At 44.1% G+C, this 17,972-nt stretch carries 16 protein-coding genes; 10 read left to right on the top strand and 6 right to left on the bottom strand.

Annotated features, from left to right (window positions below; translation table 11 throughout):
- Positions 1-10: 10 nt before the first annotated feature.
- Together G6R11_RS15665 and ubiA are read left to right on the top strand one after the other, a co-directional pair.
- Positions 11-574 (top strand): chorismate lyase, encoded by a 564-nt coding sequence (locus G6R11_RS15665; protein WP_163134007.1) that lies wholly within the window; start codon positions 11-13, stop codon positions 572-574.
- Entirely contained in the window at positions 561-1,436 is an 876-nt protein-coding gene (gene ubiA / locus G6R11_RS15670) for a 4-hydroxybenzoate octaprenyltransferase (protein ID WP_163134073.1), read from the top strand. The genes G6R11_RS15665 and ubiA overlap by 14 nt, the downstream gene beginning before the upstream one ends.
- Here ubiA and plsB read toward each other — a convergent pair.
- Positions 1,433-3,826 carry a glycerol-3-phosphate 1-O-acyltransferase PlsB gene (gene plsB / locus G6R11_RS15675; protein ID WP_163134008.1) on the bottom strand — a complete coding sequence of 798 codons (2,394 nt, stop codon included), beginning with the start codon at positions 3,824-3,826 and terminating at the stop codon, positions 1,433-1,435. The genes ubiA and plsB overlap by 4 nt on opposite strands.
- 242 nt (positions 3,827-4,068) lie before the next feature.
- On the opposite strand from plsB, the gene G6R11_RS15680 reads away from it, so the two are divergent.
- Positions 4,069-4,782 (top strand): zinc-dependent metalloprotease family protein, encoded by a 714-nt coding sequence (locus G6R11_RS15680; protein WP_163134009.1) that lies wholly within the window; start codon positions 4,069-4,071, stop codon positions 4,780-4,782.
- Position 4,783: 1 nt separating this feature from the next.
- Here the strand turns inward: G6R11_RS15680 and G6R11_RS15685 are convergent, their stop codons facing one another.
- A complete protein-coding gene (locus tag G6R11_RS15685) occupies positions 4,784-5,662 on the bottom strand; it encodes an NAD(P)-dependent oxidoreductase (RefSeq protein WP_163134010.1) in 879 nt (292 codons plus the stop codon).
- Positions 5,663-6,005: 343 nt separating this feature from the next.
- On the opposite strand from G6R11_RS15685, the gene G6R11_RS15690 reads away from it, so the two are divergent.
- Positions 6,006-6,881, top strand: coding sequence for an aspartate/glutamate racemase family protein (locus G6R11_RS15690; RefSeq protein ID WP_205472867.1), 876 nt, complete (start codon positions 6,006-6,008; stop codon positions 6,879-6,881).
- Positions 6,882-6,990: 109 nt separating this feature from the next.
- Here the strand turns inward: G6R11_RS15690 and G6R11_RS15695 are convergent, their stop codons facing one another.
- Positions 6,991-7,914 (bottom strand): homocysteine S-methyltransferase family protein, encoded by a 924-nt coding sequence (locus tag G6R11_RS15695; RefSeq protein WP_163134011.1) that lies wholly within the window; start codon positions 7,912-7,914, stop codon positions 6,991-6,993.
- Between the two features lie 449 nt (positions 7,915-8,363).
- On the opposite strand from G6R11_RS15695, the gene G6R11_RS15700 reads away from it, so the two are divergent.
- Positions 8,364-9,410: a DUF1254 domain-containing protein gene (locus tag G6R11_RS15700; RefSeq protein WP_205472869.1), complete on the top strand. Its 1,047-nt coding sequence runs from the start codon at positions 8,364-8,366 to the stop codon at positions 9,408-9,410.
- A gap of 676 nt (positions 9,411-10,086) precedes the next feature.
- Here the strand turns inward: G6R11_RS15700 and G6R11_RS15705 are convergent.
- The 3 genes from G6R11_RS15705 to G6R11_RS15715 form a co-directional block, all read right to left on the bottom strand.
- Positions 10,087-10,449 carry an MmcQ/YjbR family DNA-binding protein gene (locus G6R11_RS15705; RefSeq protein ID WP_163134012.1) on the bottom strand — a complete coding sequence of 121 codons (363 nt, stop codon included), beginning with the start codon at positions 10,447-10,449 and terminating at the stop codon, positions 10,087-10,089.
- A 103-nt stretch (positions 10,450-10,552) separates the two neighbouring features.
- Entirely contained in the window at positions 10,553-10,936 is a 384-nt protein-coding gene (locus G6R11_RS15710; RefSeq protein WP_163134013.1) for a hypothetical protein, read from the bottom strand.
- 445 nt (positions 10,937-11,381) lie between these two features.
- Positions 11,382-11,984 carry a TetR/AcrR family transcriptional regulator gene (locus G6R11_RS15715; protein WP_163134014.1) on the bottom strand — a complete coding sequence of 201 codons (603 nt, stop codon included), beginning with the start codon at positions 11,982-11,984 and terminating at the stop codon, positions 11,382-11,384.
- A gap of 196 nt (positions 11,985-12,180) precedes the next feature.
- Here G6R11_RS15715 and G6R11_RS15720 point away from each other — a divergent pair, with 196 nt between their 5' ends.
- The 5 genes from G6R11_RS15720 to ctaD all read left to right on the top strand — a co-directional run bounded on the left by G6R11_RS15720 (position 12,181) and on the right by ctaD (position 17,972).
- Positions 12,181-13,086, top strand: a complete 906-nt coding sequence (locus G6R11_RS15720) for a haloalkane dehalogenase (RefSeq protein WP_163134015.1) — start codon at positions 12,181-12,183, stop codon at positions 13,084-13,086.
- Positions 13,087-13,213: 127 nt separating this feature from the next.
- Positions 13,214-13,954 carry an SDR family oxidoreductase gene (locus tag G6R11_RS15725; protein ID WP_163134016.1) on the top strand — a complete coding sequence of 247 codons (741 nt, stop codon included), beginning with the start codon at positions 13,214-13,216 and terminating at the stop codon, positions 13,952-13,954.
- Between the two features lie 368 nt (positions 13,955-14,322).
- On the top strand, positions 14,323-14,970 hold the full coding sequence (gene lexA / locus G6R11_RS15730; protein WP_163134017.1) for a transcriptional repressor LexA: 648 nt from the start codon (positions 14,323-14,325) through the stop codon (positions 14,968-14,970).
- 330 nt (positions 14,971-15,300) lie between these two features.
- On the top strand, positions 15,301-16,368 hold the full coding sequence (coxB, locus tag G6R11_RS15735) for a cytochrome c oxidase subunit II (RefSeq protein WP_205472887.1): 1,068 nt from the start codon (positions 15,301-15,303) through the stop codon (positions 16,366-16,368).
- An 11-nt stretch (positions 16,369-16,379) separates the two neighbouring features.
- Positions 16,380-17,972, top strand: coding sequence for a cytochrome c oxidase subunit I (ctaD, locus tag G6R11_RS15740; protein WP_163134018.1), 1,593 nt, complete (start codon positions 16,380-16,382; stop codon positions 17,970-17,972).

The following is a 17,972-nucleotide window of genomic DNA, read 5'->3' on the forward strand; positions in this document are numbered from 1 at the left end:
ATGTGATCGCGTGAAACCAAATCAACAGCAGCCTTGCGGGGCCGATGGCAAGTGGCAATTACCACAACAAATATCCATGACAGCGCCAGTGTTGCGTGACTGGTTAGAATACCCAGGCTCGTTAACCGCGCGCTTACGCCAACATTGCCAACAATTTTCTATTCAAGTGTTGTTTGAAGGTTACGCCGAGATTGCCGATCATGAATCTAAAACCTTAGCCTGTGCTGGGCCCTATTGGGTGCGCGAAGTGCTGTTGTGCTGTGATGGTGAGCCCTGGGTATTTGCCCGCAGTGTCATACCCAAAAGTTCTTTAGAGGGCGATGCCGCCGAGGTGAGCCGTCTCGCTAACAAGCCGCTGGGTGAGTTATTGTTTACCGACAAAGGCCAACGACAAACTCTAGAGTTAGCCCAGATTGACCAAGGCTCAGCTATTTACCAACATGTTGCCGACCAGCAGTGCCTATGGGGACGACGTTCACGTTTCTTATTAGCCTCGGCGCCATTGTTGGTTTCTGAGATCTTTTTGCCATCTTGTATCGCCTATCAAGGAGAAAGCGGTGTTGCAGTTAGCTAACGCAAAACCCTACTGGCAGTTAATGCGTGCAGACAAGCCCATTGGCACCTTGTTGTTACTGTGGCCGGCATTATGGGCACTTTGGCTAGCCGCCGAAGGTCTCCCTGATTTCTCTATTTTACTGGTGTTTGTGTTGGGCGTGTTTTTTATGCGCTCGGCTGGATGTGTGATTAACGATTTCGCTGACCGCAAGGTAGATGCTCATGTAAAACGCACCGCCCAGCGACCATTGGCAACAGGGGTGGTGAGCGAGCGTGAAGCACTTACCTTGTTTTTTGGCTTGGTAGCTTTATCGTTTTTGCTAGTATTAAGCCAAAACACCTTTACCATTTTATTGTCTTTTGCAGCCTTGGTATTGGCGGCAATCTATCCATTTATGAAGCGCTATACCCATTTACCACAGCTATTTTTAGGTTTGGCCTTTAGCTGGTGCATTCCCATGGCTTACGCGGCGCAAACCAACACAGTGCCTGCCGAGGCGTGGTTACTGTTAGTGGCTAATGTATGTTGGACGGTGGCTTACGATACCAAGTATGCCATGGTAGATCGCGATGATGATTTAAAGGTAGGCATCAAATCTACTGCTATTTTGTTTGGTCGTTTCGACAAGCTTATTGTGGCTTTATTGCAAGCAGCTAGTTTGTTGTGCTTGGCGCTTTTAGGACACGTGAAACAACTAGGTGTTATTTTTGATCTTGGTTTGCTAGCAGCTGCGGTGCTGTTTGTTTATCAGCAAAAATTGATTAGGTATCGTGACAGAGACGCTTGTTTCCAAGCCTTCTTAAATAACAACTATGTGGGTTTGGCGGTGTTTTTAGGCATAGCCAGCCATTATGCATGGCTGGCTATTAGTGCGACTTAAGCTTCTAAATCTAACAATTCACTAATCGATTGGTAAACCCCATCGGCCAGCAATGGCGAGAGTTGCTTAAATAAACCCTCTGCCGATTGGCTATCGTTTAAGCCTTGTTCACGCATTAGTGACAGTAAGTTGGTGGTAATTCGTTTGTCGTAATACTCCGGCGCGTCGATATTGTGCAATTGAGCTAAACGTTGCGCGCCGGCCAAAGCTTGTTGTTCTAACTCAGCACGTTCTAGGTGAGGTCGCTTCGCCAGCAAAGCCGCCACAATGGCGTAGCGGTGCAAACTTTCTTGAGCAACTTGCGATAGCAGCAACAAACGCCCGCGACGTTGGCTGTCAATGTTAAAGCAATCGCCTTCATCACTAATCAGTTTTAGCGCGGCAAATTCTTCTAAATAGCGATCGGCCAGGTCGCTCATATCACTGACTTGATAACGCAGGAATAATTCACCCTTTAGCAGTGGGTAAAGCTGCTCAAGTAAGGTGACTAGCTGGCTACGACACAGGCTGCGATGCTGCAATAAGGCGCTGGCGATAAAGGCTGGAATAATCAGCAAGTGGATAATGTTATTGCGATAGAAATTAAGCAGCACTTGCTGTTTTTCATCTAGGCCAATAATCTCACCAAGGTAGTCGCTGCGAGTCTCAAACTTGTCGAGGCTAATTGCCTGATCTAACAATGTTTCCGCATCAACCTCAGGTAGCGTAACGTGATCGCTATAAGGCACATTTTCTATTAAAGATGTGTATAAACTTATCTGCTTAACCAGTTGCTTGCGTGGCAGAGCTCGGTTCTCGGCGGCCAATAAAATAGTGGCGCTTAAACACAAGCCATTCACCGCTGCGGCGCTGTTTATGTTCTCCATTAATTGGTTAGAGATATCGTTAACCGCCGGCACCAGCCAATTGGGTTTTAAGCCTTCTTCTGGGTGTTCTCGCCATTCTGGTGCTAGTTTGTTTAGGCTTTGGTTTACGTTAATTGGCTCTCCGAAGTTTACGTAGCCGTGACCAAAGTTACGCAATTTACGCAGCATGCCAAACAGCGAAAACAACGATTCTTTATCTTTAGATTTGCCTTTGAGTTCTTTGTAGTAAGTGCCGACTTCCATTACGTGTTCGTAGCCAAAGTACACGGGAACAATGGTTACAGGGCGCTCTAAGCCTTTGAGCATGGCTTGAACGGTCATGGCTAACATGCCGGTTTTAGGCGGCAATAATCGCCCGGTGCGACTGCGCCCGCCCTCGGTAAAATACTCCACAGAATAGCCGCGGCTAAACAATTGTCCTAAGTATTCTCTAAATACCGTGGAATAGAGTTTGTTGCCTTTAAAGCTACGGCGAATGAAAAATGCACCCGCGCGACGGAAGAATGGACCGGCAGGCCAAAAGTTTAGATTTACCCCTGCCGCAATATGCGGTGGTACCATGCCTTGGTGGTATAAAACATAAGACAGTAGCAAGTAGTCCATATGGCTGCGGTGACAAGGTGCGTAGACAATCTCATGACCTTCTTGGGCCAGTTTACGTACCTTTTCGGCATGGTTTACCTCAATGCCAGAATAGATTTTATTCCATACCCAGCTGAGTACAGAATCAGCCATGCGCAAGTTACGGTAAGAGAAATCAGCAGCAATTTCTTCTAGGTATTTTAAGGCAGCTTGGCGAGCGGCAGCTTTATCGATGTTCTTGGCCTTGGCTTCTTCATTAATTGCTTCACGAATGGTTGCCGAAGCCAGTAGCTGCTCAAACATATGGCGGCGGTTAGGCAACTTAGGGCCAGTTGCGATCATTTGCATACGGCTAAAGTGAATTCGCGCCACACGCGCCAGTTTATGACCAATGCGTTTGTCTGAGCCTTGGCGTTGTGCCATGTCTTTGAGTGAAACTGGTGGACTAAAACGCACCAAGTTTTCACGTCCCTTAAACACCAGTTGCCAGGTTTTCTTTAATACTCCGGCAGGACGTTCAGGCTTGCCACCCATCAGGTCATTTACACTTTCACGCCCCGGATAGCGATCCCAAAATAGTTTTACTGGCACCAACTGCGCATTGTGGCTCTCGTCTGCGCGATGAATGCTTAATGCCGAAGTAAACTGTTCAATGGTTTGCTCTAAGGTTTCGCCCTTGCTATCCACCAAAAATGCCACTCGTTTATGTGCTTCGCCAGCAAACATCACCGGTTCAAAAGGATCGGGCAGCTCAAGCTCTTTACAGGCTAACTGTAGAGTTAAGACATCGACCAAGGAGTTGCTTGGAATCACGTAAATAATCGGCTGAGATAAATCTAAGTTGAACTCGGCGATAGGATTGTCAGGAACAAATTTTCCGCGCGTAAAAAAGCCAATTATGGCTCGTAAAACGGCTAAAACTGGAGAGGGTAAATGTAACATCTCAAGAGCTTATAGTGGTGAATGGATACAGGGCATAGGGTAGCAGACTTATCTAATTTTGGCTTTGATTTGATGCATTATCTCAAATAAATCAGTACTTAGATAATTAACTAAAATAAAGCTCAATAGTTACTCTGAGTAGGTTAATCTCGCTGAAAAAATTAGTTTATTTAGCAGTGGCTGCTATTGTTAATTATGTTACTCAAGGTTTTCATTAGGCTTACCACGCTAAGGAACGCACCATGTTTTTAACAATAAAACGCGCTGCATTTGCGCTAACTCTAATAGTTTCGCCATTTGTTCAAGCAGCATTTATTACCACCAACGAAGCAGCAATGGATGAAATTTATTCCCAAGCTAACTTTGGCCAAAACATCATTGATATTCGCATTGGTACCGCCAGCGAGTTGGTGTTTCCGGAACTGCTAAGTATTACCACCAGCACAGAAGTCACTCAGTTGTTTAATCAACACATTGGTCCCTCCAACGTGGTCAATTTTTACTTTGTCGACACGATTAGCGCCTGTGGAGGTACCATTAATGCGGGGATTGTTGGCTGTGGTGAGTATTTTGGTAATGATTTTGTGGTTGAGTCTTCTTATGCTGCGGGATCTTACGGGGGTGAGTTATTAGCCCATGAGCTTGGCCATAATTTAGGCTTACCACATATGAACGGCGCATTTTTAATGAATCCGTCTTTGAATAGACAAACTCTTATTACCGAAGATGAAGTAACGCGTATTTTTAATAGTCCCTTGGTACAAGGCGATGAAGATTACTATTGGATTGATATCAATCCGGTGCTGGTTGTAGCGGAAGCTACGCGGGTTAATGAACCGCTTTCGGCAGGCTTGTTTGCCAGTATTGTATTAATGCTAGCGTGGAAAAACAGTAGGCGTGAAACTAAAAAGCGGTGTAGCAATTTGCATGCTACACCGCTTCAACAACTTACTTAAACTACTTCTCTAATTTTAGGAAGTAATCGAAGATTTCAGGCACGTTGCCGTTGCCTAGGCCTGCGTCTAGTGCAGCGTTTAGATTGGCAGAAGAACCTTCTGCAATCTTAGATTCAGTGCCTAAATCTTTAACCATTTCTAAGAAGTAGCCAAGGTCTTTGTTTGCGTTAGCAATAGAGAAACCTAAGTCACTTACGCCATCTACAGCGTAGTTTTTACAAAACTGCATGAATGGTGAGTTAGATGGGCCAGCAGACATAATGTCGAACAATTGTTGGCGGTTTACACCAGCGCGGTCGGCAACAGCGAAAGCTTGCGACATAGCAACAACGGTAGTCATGCCCATAAAGTTATTTACTAACTTAGTGGTATGGCCGGCACCTAGAGCGCCTAGGTGGAATACGTTCTCACCTTGCTCATCTAATACTGGCTTAACTTTGTTAAATGTTTCTGTATCACCAGCAGCCATGATGTTTAGTAAACCATCTTTAGCGTGAGCAGGAGTACGACCTAAAGGTGCGTCAATCATGCCAGCGCCTTTAGCGGCTAGGTCTTCACCAATCTTACGTGTAGAGGCTGGGATAGAAGTACCAAAATCTACTAATACTGCGCCGTCTTTAATGCCGGCTAAAATGCCGTCGTCAGCGTAGATAAGTTTTTCAACTACTGCAGAAGTGGTTAAACAAAGCATTACAATGTCACTTGCAGCGGCAAGTTCTTTTGCTGAGCTAGCTTCTTTAGCACCACGAGCAACACAAGTAGCAACAGCCTCTTTGTTTAAGTCCATTACATTTAGTTGGTAACCGCGCTTTTGCAGGTTTTCAACCATGTTGCCGCCCATAAGACCAAGGCCGATGAAACCGATGACAGGTTTTGTCATATTCAACTCCAGTAAATCATATTGTATTATTAATAGGGGGTAAGCATATACCTCAGTCACTTTTTAAGCAATTGGGCAGTAGCTTAAATTTATCTTAAAGTATGAATTATTTGATTTTGATCGTACTAAAGAAACGATTTATTACTCTCTAAGCAAATATTTCGTACAGCTCAACAAAGCTTAGCTTTCTCTTCCTGCTTGTTTTCCTGCGGCTTAAACAAGCCCTTTTTAGCACTTTAGTGTTGGCCGATAGTCTAGGATCCGAGGGTTTGATCCATCAAAGCTGATTCACCAATATTCTCCCTCAGCCATAAGCTCATGCTTCATTTATGAACTTGAGGTAATGATGAAAGACATTCGATTTGGCGTTATTGGCAATATGGGACCAGAAGCAGATGCACTGTTTCAAGATATCGTGGCTAAAACAGAAATGCAGCATGGTGCATTAAAAGACCAAGATCACATGGCGATGATTGTGGTTAAAAACTCAGACATTCCAGATCGCTCAGAAGCGATTAACGAAGGGGGGGAAGACCCAGTTCCTGAGCTAAGTAAGTCAGCCAAGTTGCTAGCAAACTGCGGAGTGCAATTTGCGGTGATGACTTGCAACACTGCGCACTACTTTAGAGATGAAGTGCAAAAACATAGCCCGGTGTACTTGCTCGATATGCTACAAACCACCACCCAGCTTATTAAAGATAAGGATACAGAATCGATTGTTGGCATCCTATGTACTAACGGCACCTATAACTCTGGTATTTATGACCGTTACTTAGAGCAGGCAAATTTGGTGTTTGTAAAACCACAAGCCTATGAGCAGGAGCATTATGTTCACAGTGCTATTTACGGGGAAGTAACCGGTGAAAAAAGTGCGGCTGGGCAAGCGGTACGACAAGCTAATGGCATTAAATCAGGTGAGTTTGACCGTAATGCTGAGTTGCTAGCAAAAGCCATTGAACCACTGGTAGCAAAAGGGGTAAACACAATTATATTAGGTTGTACCGAGCTTCCTCTGGTAAGAAAGCAACTAGAGCAAGCTTTCCCTAACTTAAATTTTATTGATCCAATGGAAGCGGTGGCAGAACGCGCAGTTGAGATATACCAACAAGCAGAACAAGCCTTAAAACAAGGTGCTTTGACCGAGGTGATTCCTGCAATTAGCGGCATTCATAACAATCAAGATATTGTAAATTATGTGCTAAGCCGCGCTCGCGTTTAAGTGTGTGTTATTCAACCAAGAACGGGTTCTTGGTTGAATACCCTTGGTTTATTAAGCGTGCATTATTGCTAAGGTGCTAAGCCAGACTAAATACTTGAATGGGGTTCGGCTACGAAGTCGCTTTATCCTTAGCGTGTTTCCAGTGGCTAATTGCTTGAATATGTTCTGGGTGAATACCACAACAACCGCCTATGATAGTGGCGCCAAGTCGCTGCCACTGCTTTACAAACTCCAGGTACTCTTCAGCCGACAAACCCTTAGTTTGATTTAATGAGCTATTGGCTTTGTGACCTGCTTTAATAGGTCCAAAGCTATTGGCATAGGCACCAATTTCCAGCTCTTTCCCATATTCATCACCTAGTGTTTTAGTTTGTTTAATAGCCTCTGCCATTACCTCGGGAATAGAGCAATTAAATAGTATTCCGTCTGCGTCTGCATCACACACGTGTGTTACTGCCTCTGTGACTAGCTCGCCAGATCTAAGCTTTACCTGTTCATCGGGAGCATCTTGCAGCGTGAAGGCGTAATACTTTTTCTTGTTGCTATTTTTAAGAGCGCGCTGAATAGCTGTAAACTCTTCGATGCTAGAAATGGTTTCGGCAATCCAAATATCTACATAGGGTTCTTGGGCGTTTATCAAAGTATCGAGAATACTCATTGCTTGTTTTGGCTCAAACAAGTCGGGCCGGTAACTGCCTAATACCGGCGGGATAGCGCCGGCCACAGTAATGGTGCGTTGGGTATTGCTAAGGGCATCCCTCGCTACAGAATTTGCAATCTCAGCCGCTTGTTGCGCAAGCACTGCCCCCTGGCGTTGAAATAGCTCTTGGCCAAGATGAAAAGGCACACAAGCGTAGCTGTTTACGGTAATTATCTCGGCGCCGGCATCAATAAAGTTTTGATGGGCTTGGCGCACTAAAGAAGGGGATTCAATCAGCGCTTGAGCACTCCATAAAGGTTGTGAAAAAGGCGCGCCCATTCTTTTAAGCTCTCGGCCCATGCCACCATCTAGCACTACTACATCTTTACCCATAACTTCTTATACCACCACTGTGAGCTGTTCGAACTATCATGGTGAGTCTAATTCAGATTCGATATCAAAATAATGAAATTTGTTCATGTTGATTAAGCTAGCTCTACCTTTAAACATTCTCAGCGTAAAAGTTCAAAGCTCTATGAAGTCGCTTAAGACTAGTAACAACTGGAGGGGATTTTAGCGCTAAAGCGGATTGCAAAAACACAGCATAGGCTTTATTCATCCCACTGCTTATGAACTACTCTTAAGGCTAGCAAGCGGTTAAGCCTTGGTATGAAAGCGGCAAATATAAACCGTATCTTAGTGACCAGTCGCGAAATGATCATTTTTGACCGAGTGGAGCAATACCATTTGCTTCATTCGCGCATTTTAGAAAAGCTCGACACGCCTAATTTAAGCAATAAACGTTTTAGTTGTAGTTACTATCAAACCTTGAGAGAACATACATGATGAACAAATTTTTAATTGCCCCTCTTGCCTTAGCCACTTTGAGTATATCGACCATTGCTAATGCTCAAACAGAGGTGACTCGCGATAATTATATTGTGGCTGAAACATCTAAATATTTTGCAGTAACCGAAGCTAAAGCAACGGATGGTGTAAATTCTTGGCGGCATTTTCGTGTACCACCGTTAACCGAAGATCAACCTATTGTTCGAATGAATCGTGACACCATTTACTCAACAGCGGTTGTAGATACCGAGAAGGGAGCCAGTGTAACCCTTCCTGACTTCGGTGAGCGTTTTGTTATGGTGCAGTTTACTGATGAAAACCATCAAACTTACGATATGGTATATACCCAAGGTAACGAAACCCTAGAAGTGCCAAGTTCAACCAAGTTTATGTTTGTTATGGTGCGAGCGTATTTACCAAATATTCATGATAAACAAGAGATTGCAGAGCTTAACAAGTTGCAAGATAAGCTAGTAATTGATGCTGCCTCTAGCGATGATTACCCAATCTTTGCGGGCTACGACTTAGCGACTTTAGCAGCCAAGCTTGAGCCTGTGAAAAAAGGCATACTAGAAGAGATAGCAGCACAAGGCGTTGGCGATTCAGAAAAAATGTTTGGCACTAATGATTACACTACTGCAGAAAAGCGAATTCAAGGGGCTGCTTACGGCTGGGGCGGCGCCACCTTTAAAGACAATGTGTATCAGTACTCTGCTAACTTTGAAACAACCGAGTGTCACTCGGTGACCTTTGAAGATCCTAAGAATAAAGGTTTTTGGTCATTCACCGTTTATAACGATGATGGCTTTATGTTTAATGATGACGCCAGCACCAACAGCGGTGTAGCTAAGCCAAATGCAGATGGCAGTTACAGCGTGCATTTTGGTTGTGATGAAGCAAAATACGGCGCAAACAACATTCCATTAACCGGGCTTAAAGAAGGTCAAGAGTGGAACGTATTGGTTCGTCACTATGCACCAAGCAGCCAACTCGCCGATAAAAACATCGACCCGAGTAAAGGTATCATGCCCAGCAAATAAGCTACCTGATTTAGTTACTTATAATAAAGGCCTGCACACGCAGGCCTTTTAGTTTGCACCGAGCATCCAAGCGGATCCTCCGATAAACTTTTCCCAAGTCTAACTGCCTTAAGCTAGTTTTTAACTCGCTTATTTGCAAATTGAAGTATCCGATTTAATCTGAAGGAGTACAAAAAAATGGTGAGATATGACATCGCCATTATATTAGATGTAAGTGGCTTTATTCAGTCGTTATCTTTAAGCTCAGCCTTAATTTGCACCATTCTTTTTTCAAGGCTTTTCTGAAGTGATAAGGCCTGAGAACCCTAGGCTTTTTCTAGGTTCCCAAAATACCGCTGCTTCCACCCTGACTCGAAAGTGCCCCATTATGAGTTTGCGCAACAGAATAGTGTGTTTTTCATTCAGGAATACACCCTACAATTACTAATGAGTGAGCTTGTAAAACAGCTTTCTGAGTGATGTGTTCACATCAAGCTCTTAACCTTACGACTCTCGTGAAATTGCAAGTATAAGCGGGTAAAAGTAGATATACCGAATCCAGCCTCATGGCTCGGCTTCTTCTTGGAATACGGTCAATGACAGAAGTGTCACACATGAAGTCTAACAGTTGGTGTATAGTTAATCCGCAAGCAACTTTAGCGAGTTATGATGGATAGATCGCTAAAGTGCATGTCTATCATTGAGGTAAGCCAAGCGTTGCTTGTTTTCGTTTACTTAGTGCTGAGGAGACTATTCGATAGGATTCAGACAGGTAATACTTCAGCTCTTCATCAAGTTTCCCGTCGGTGTCGGTTTGCTGGATCCATTTCATCCCTCGACTAGCAAAGTATGGAGCAGGACGGTAGCCATCATGGTTACACAAAAACTCATAATTCAGGTTCGATGCTTTGAATGTATATGCTGTCGTGCCTTCTTTTAAAGTAAAGCCAATTGCATACACCTTTCCTCCCACCTTCCACACATGTGAGTTTCCCCATTGCATGACATAGGTTGAGGATTTTAAAGCTTCACAAAATTGATTGAATTCATCGTGTTTCATACCCCTGTATTCCTTATCTGATGCTTTTTAAGCTACTTAGCTCACTTTAGCTACATTGGCTACATTGGCTACATTGGCTTTATAAGTGAAAAAGCGAAAGCTTTTAAGAAGCGGACTTTCCTAAAATCAGAGACATAACTGGAATCCCCGTTATTTTTGAACTTCCGATTATGTAGATTGTGGCAGCGAGCAGATCCATTAATGAAATAGGAATAAATGCCATTGGCGCGATACCAAGTAAAGCGGCATAGCTGACAACGAAGAAGCCAAAAAGTCGAACAAGGCCATTCCAAACAATTATAGGAGCACGGCTAGGTAAGTCTGAGACAGCCCAAAGTAATGCTGCCCCGATACTTATAAAGAACGAAGCGAGTACAAGAGTAACAATGAATGAACTTGGCTTAGGAGAAAGAAGCTCAGGGATCATGATCCCAATCGCGACAGGAAAATTAAAAATGGCGGTAATTTGTACAAACTTCTTAAACATATTCCTACTCAATCATTTGAATGTATCGGTTGACTAGGATTTATTTTGTAGTGATCAGTAAGTAATGTCAATATTTTTTAGCGATAACTACAAAATAGGTTTCACCCCTTATCCTCGTTGCAAATCAATCACACAGACTGCATGAAGAATTCACTTATGCTCTGTCATTTACCAGAACAACAAAAAAAAGAGTTTGCCAACTTACAACAAGACTCAAACGGCGATACTCACCATAACAATAAGCGACACAAACTCCTTCACCCATTCTCTCCCCAATCAAAAGAAAGGGTTGTTAGAACTAATTCTGCATCGTTCACTAAAAAATATTTAGTTATAGCTTTGACATTACTTAGTGATCGATACGGAATATTCACCCTGGCGTGGTTGCAACAAATATGGCTGATATTACTGGTTTAAGTGAAATGGCATCGTCACCACAATAGTATTACTGACCGCTGCTAGTCTGTATCGAATTGAGTGCGTAGTCCATGACCGATACTGCAACTTGCTGTGACTCACCCGCTCGAATCTGAGTAGAAAGCCCATAAAGAACCGATAGCAGGTATTTTGTCTGCAGTTCTGCGGTCTCAGACTCAGTTATTACACCCTCAGACTCGATCAAGGTAGTGATCAGCTTTTGGGTTTTCAATCCAAATTGATTGATGTACACCGTCGCTTCCTCAGGAAAGGCAACGCTGTCAGACTCATTGACGCTTTTTACTAATAAACACCCCAGCGGGGTATCAGCATCTGAAAACTCTTGAATTAGCTCATAGAAACACGCTCGTAGCCTTTCTATGAAAGGCGCGTCTGAAGGCTCTGTGATATGGCGATAACACGGGTCAGTATATTGCGTGATGTAATGCGCGATCACTTCTTTGAATAGCTTCTCTTTGTTGCCAAAAGCGGCATACAAGCTAGGCGTATTGATCCCAAGTTCTGAGGTTAGATGCGCCACAGATGTAGCTGTATAACCGTTGTTCCAAAATATGCGCATTGCCTTATCGAGTGCGATATCTCTGTCAAACGCCCTTTTTCTTCCTACCATTACCGATGGTACTCCTACCTAAAGTATATTGATTGATACCTATTTTGTAGTACTCACTATAAAATGTCAATTTCGTTGTTGACTTTACTTATCGATCGGTACAGAATTTATCCATACCATTTGTATCGATCACTACATAATACCAATGACCGTGCAGATGACTTTATGAATACCAACCAATTTGTAGGAAATAATAATGACGATTAAAGCATTAAGAACTCGAGAAGAGCGTTTTTCAGTACTCCCTGCGTTTCCTTATCAGCCTAATTATGTTGATGATCTCAGCGGATATGAATCGCTGCGAATGGCGTATATCGATGAAGGTGATAAAAACTCGGAATACACATTTCTCTGTTTGCACGGTGAACCAACATGGAGTTATCTATATCGTAAAATGATCCCAGTTTTTACTGATGCAGGTCATCGTGTTGTTGCCCCTGATTTATTCGGCTTTGGCCGCTCAGATAAGCCTATTGAAGACTCTGTGTACAACTTTGAGTTCCACAGAAACAGTCTAATTCAATTAATTGAACGCTTAGATCTTAAAAATATTGTGTTGGTTTGTCAGGATTGGGGAGGGGGCCTTGGTTTGACGATACCAATGGATATGCAAGATCGTTTCAAAAAACTTATTGTGATGAACACTGCTATCTCAAATGGTGAACCGCTGGCTGAAGCCGCAGTACAGTGGATGGCTCTTAATGAAACAATTTCAGAATTACCAGTAGCAGGGGTCATAGCATGTGATGCTGGCGCAGCTGTCAATGTGATGGATGCAATTGCGTATGACGCGCCATTCCCTGACAAAACCTACAAAGTTGGCGTGAAACGATTCCCACAGATGATCCCAACGAATGCGGATGATGATGCGGTGAAGTATGGACTTCGTGCGATTGAGTTCTGGTCAAATGAATGGAGCGGTGAAAGCTTTATGGCGATAGGAATGAAAGATGCAATCTTAGGTGAGGCAGCGATGATGCAACTAAAAGCGGTGATCAAAGGTTGCCCTGAGCCAATGAAAATTGAAGAAGCGGGTCACTTTGTTCAAGAGTATGGTGTTGAAGTAGCAGAGCAAGCTCTTGCTTCATTTACTATGATTTAGTTGTACTCATTCAGCCCTGACATATGCTCAAAAATGCTCATAAGCATTTTTGAGCATGCCGTATTGTTCTAAACACAGTGAACTTACAAACCAATCTTCCGAGAAGTTAAACCTAGGAATCAGTTATATGAAGACAAATATTGAAAACAAAGTAGTTGTAATTACAGGCGCAAGCAGTGGACTAGGTGAGGCAATGGCTAGAAAACTGGCTTCTCAGGGTGCAAAAGTGGTGTTAGGTGCGCGCCGCATTGAAAAACTGGACGCGATTGTTGCTGAAATTCAAAGCGAAAATGGTCAGGCAGTAGCATTGGCAACAGATGTCACTATAGGTGAGAGCGTTAAAGCACTGGTTGACTTGGCAGTAACGACGTTTGGTCGCGCAGATGTGATGATCAATAACGCTGGTATTATGCCGCTTTCACCTTTAAGTGCGCTGAAAGTACAAGAGTGGAATGACACCATCGATGTGAATATAAAGGGTGTACTTAATGGTATTGCAGCTGCACTTCCAGTGTTTGAGCGACAAGAAACTGGTCACTTTATTAACATTTCCTCTGTTGCTGGTCATAAAGTTTCGCCAGCGAGCAGTGTGTATGCAGGTACTAAATTTGCCGTTCGTGCAATTAGTGAGGGGCTACGTATGGAGGTAGGTCGTAATATTCGCACAACTGTCATCTCACCTGGACTTATTGATTCTGAGCTTAAACATGGCACCTCAGATGCAACGATCTCTCAATTTGTGAATGAGGTGTATAACGATGCCATTTCAGCGACGTCTATCGCTAATGCTGTCGCTTATGTGATTGAACAGCCAAACGATGTTGATGTAAACGAGATTGTACTGCGCCCTACAGTACAAGAGTTTTAACTGGCACTAACAGTATGTGTGGTCGATATGACGTGTGTCGACCATGATCTGTTGTAATGGATGAGTAATTTTGGACACCTGATTAGAGGTTTTCAATACCTCAGGTAGTCCATGAACTGCTAATTTAGAAGAAGCACTGACACAGTTCTGTCCAAAAATGAGCTACCTAGACTCTTCGTATCCTTCTTTATTCCAACCTCTGCTTATTTGTGATGTACGTCAAAAAATATAGGGTGTAGTTTCAAAGTAGCGGAAAGAATTCCAATGAAACTGAAACCTACAAATAAGTCACTGATTTAGATAAAGCCTTGCTTCATTATTTATGCTGTATATACTAACAGTGTGCTGTATAAACCTACAGGTAAATTATGAAGCCCTTAACACCTCGTCAAACCGAAGTCTTTGAACTTATTCGCCGCCATATTTCCGATACCGGAATGCCGCCAACTCGCGCAGAAATTGCCAAGGAGTTAGGCTTTCGCTCAGCTAATGCGGCGGAAGAGCACTTACGTGCTTTAGCTAAAAAGGGCGCTATTGAGATGATCCCGGGGGCTTCGCGTGGTATCCGTTTAAGTGAAGCGTACTTGCCCGCCAGTGCCAATGAGTCTGCGGCCGAGGAAGCAGAGCCGGGTTTACCTTTAATTGGCCAAGTGGCTGCCGGTGAGCCTATTTTGGCGCAAGAACATGTAGAGTCGCACTATGCGGTAGATGCTAACTTGTTTAACCCTCATGCAGATTATTTGCTGCGGGTGCAAGGTATGAGCATGAAGGATATTGGCATAATGGATGGCGATTTACTGGCTGTGCATAAAACCAATGATGTTCACAACGGCCAAGTGGTGGTGGCGCGTTTAGAAGACGATGTTACTGTTAAGCGTTTTGAGCGCGACGGTAAAATGGTTTACTTGCATCCAGAGAATGAAGAGCTCTCTACTATTGAAGTTGATTTAGAATATCAAAGCATCGAAATAGAAGGTTTAGCGGTAGGTATTATTCGCACTGCCGATTGGATGTAAGCCTTACATAGCAATAAGTTCCGCCCTTTTTAAGCCCAAATCAGCCTGATTTGGGCTTTTGTCGTTAGCATCACATCTTTCGTGTTTATCCATAAAAATCTCAACAATATATTTACATTTCTTTAACTTAGGGGTTAATTTATAAGCAGTAGCTTGTATTTAGCTGTTGCTGTCTACTACTTTTGGGGTGGGGGATTTCCCTTTTTCTGCAGCTACTTTCCTAGTTTGGAGAGTTGTTGTCGTTGGCTACTAGCAAAGGAGAGCGCTGTGGGCCGATGGATTCAGCTATTAATGCTGACATTCTTTTCGTCGCAAGTATTTGCGCAAGAAATGTCATTCAACTTACGTCCGGGTGTTACCGCCATTAGTGAGCAGGTTTATGGCCTGCACATGACAATTTTTTATATTTGTTGTGCTATTGGGGTGCTGGTGTTTGGCGCCATGTTCTGGGCTATTTTTCATCATCGTAAGTCTAAAGGAGCCAAGCCGGCTCAATTTCATGAAAGTACCAAAGTAGAAATTATTTGGACCATTATTCCCTTCATTATTTTGATTGGAATGGCGATCCCTGCCACTAAAACCCTGCTGGCCATGGAAGATCCTTCCGATGCCGATATCACCATTCAAGTTACGGGTTCTCAGTGGAAGTGGCATTACAAGTACTTTGACCGTGAATTAGAGTTCTACAGCGTGCTGGCTTCTGATATGGATGAAGTTAACGGCAAACTGGAAAAACGCAAAAACTACTTGCTTGAGGTAGACCGCCCACTGGTATTGCCTATCGATAAAAAAGTGCGGTTCTTGATGACCTCAGAAGATGTTATCCACTCGTGGTGGGTACCTGATTTTGCAGTTAAAAAAGACGCCAACCCAGGCTTTATTAACGAAGCTTGGACCATCATTGATAAACCCGGTATATACCGCGGCCAGTGTGCTGAGTTATGTGGTAAAGACCATGGCTTTATGCCGATTGTGGTTATTGCTAAAACTCAGGCCGACTACGATACCTGGCTAGCCGAAGAAGAGGCGGCTTATCTAGCTAAGCAAGCCCAAGAGTTAGAGCTGGTGGCTATGACCATGGAACAGGATGAGCTGATGTCGCTAGGCAAAAAAGTTTACGACAAGAGCTGTGCGGCTTGTCACCAAGTTAATGGTGAAGGTTTACCGGGTGTATTCCCTGGTCTTAAAGACAGCCCAATTGCTGTGGGGGATGTAACTAAACACATCGAAGTGGTTGTACACGGGGTACCAGGCACTGCAATGCAAGCCTTTGGTAAACAGCTAGGTTTAAAAGAACTGGCTGCTGTAATTACTTACGAGCGTAATGCTTGGGGTAATGATACCGGTGATTTAGTGCAGGCCAAGGATGTTGTGGCCGTGCAAAACGCAGCGCAGTAGGGAGAGAAATAATGAGCACGATTAGTGACGTTCATGCTGACCATGACGAGCACCATCACGGCGCCCCTCGCGGCCTTATGCGTTGGGTATTAACCACTAACCACAAAGACATTGGCTCTATGTATTTGTGGTTCAGTTTTGCCATGTTTATTACCGGTGGCGCTATGGCTATGGTAATTCGCGCAGAACTGTTTCAACCTGGCTTACAGTTGGTTGAACCTAACTTCTTTAATCAAATGACCACCATGCATGGCCTTATTATGGTGTTTGGTGCGGTAATGCCGGCCTTTACTGGATTGGCTAACTGGCTGATTCCAATGATGATTGGCGCGCCAGATATGGCCTTGCCTCGGATGAATAACTGGAGCTTTTGGATTCTACCTTTTGCCTTCACCATGCTGTTGGCTTCGTTATTTATGGAAGGCGGCGGCCCCAACTTTGGTTGGACTTTCTACGCTCCGCTCTCTACTAACTACAGTCCCGATAGTACTGCCTTGTTTGTATTCTCGGTGCATATTATGGGCATCAGTTCGATTATGGGCGCGATCAACGTGATTGTGACCATTATGAACTTGCGCGCACCTGGTATGACTTACATGAAGCTGCCGCTATTTGTGTGGACCTGGTTTATTACCGCATTTTTGTTGATCGCGGTAATGCCGGTGCTCGCTGGAGCGGTCACCATGGTGCTCACTGATAAGTATTTTGGCACCTCGTTTTTTGATGCTGCGGGCGGGGGAGACCCCGTGCTGTTCCAGCACATATTCTGGTTCTTTGGCCATCCTGAAGTTTACATTATGATTTTGCCGTCATTCGGCATTATCTCGGCCATTGTTCCTGCCTTCTCACGTAAAAGATTGTTCGGTTATGCCTCGATGGTTTACGCCACTGCATCTATTGCTGGCTTAAGCTTTGTAGTGTGGGCACACCACATGTTTACCACGGGAATGCCGGTAGAAGCAGAGCTGTTCTTTATGTTCTGTACCATGCTGATCTCGGTGCCTACCGGGGTGAAGGTATTTAACTGGGTAGCCACCATGTGGCGTGGCTCAATGACCTTTGAAACCCCCATGTTGTTTGCGCTGGCCTTTATCGTACTGTTCACTATTGGTGGCTTCTCTGGTTTGATGCTGGCGATTACGCCGGTGGACTTCCAGTATCATGATACCTATTTTGTGGTGGCGCACTTCCACTATGTATTGGTAACTGGCGCGGTATTCTCGATTATGGCGGCTGCCTATTATTGGCTACCCAAGTGGACTGGCAACATGTACGACGAAGGTTTGGGTAGGTTGCACTTTTGGTGCTCGCTTATCTCGGTGAATGTGTTGTTCTTCCCAATGCACTTCTTAGGTTTAGGTGGAATGCCACGGCGTATACCAGACTATGCCCTGCAGTTTGCCGATGTTAACGCCATTGTAAGCATTGGTGGCTTTGCCTTTGGTTTGTCTCAATTCATCTTCTTGTACATGGTTATCAAGTGCATTCGCAGCGGTGAACCCGCTCCGGCTAAACCTTGGGAAGGAGCTGAAGGTTTAGAGTGGGATGCACTGCCATCGCCAGCGCCTTATCACAGCTTCTCTACTCCGCCGGAGATTAAATAA

It is taken from the genome of Agarivorans sp. Alg241-V36, assembly GCF_900537085.1.
In the GTDB taxonomy this organism is placed as follows: Bacteria; Pseudomonadota; Gammaproteobacteria; order Enterobacterales; family Celerinatantimonadaceae; genus Agarivorans.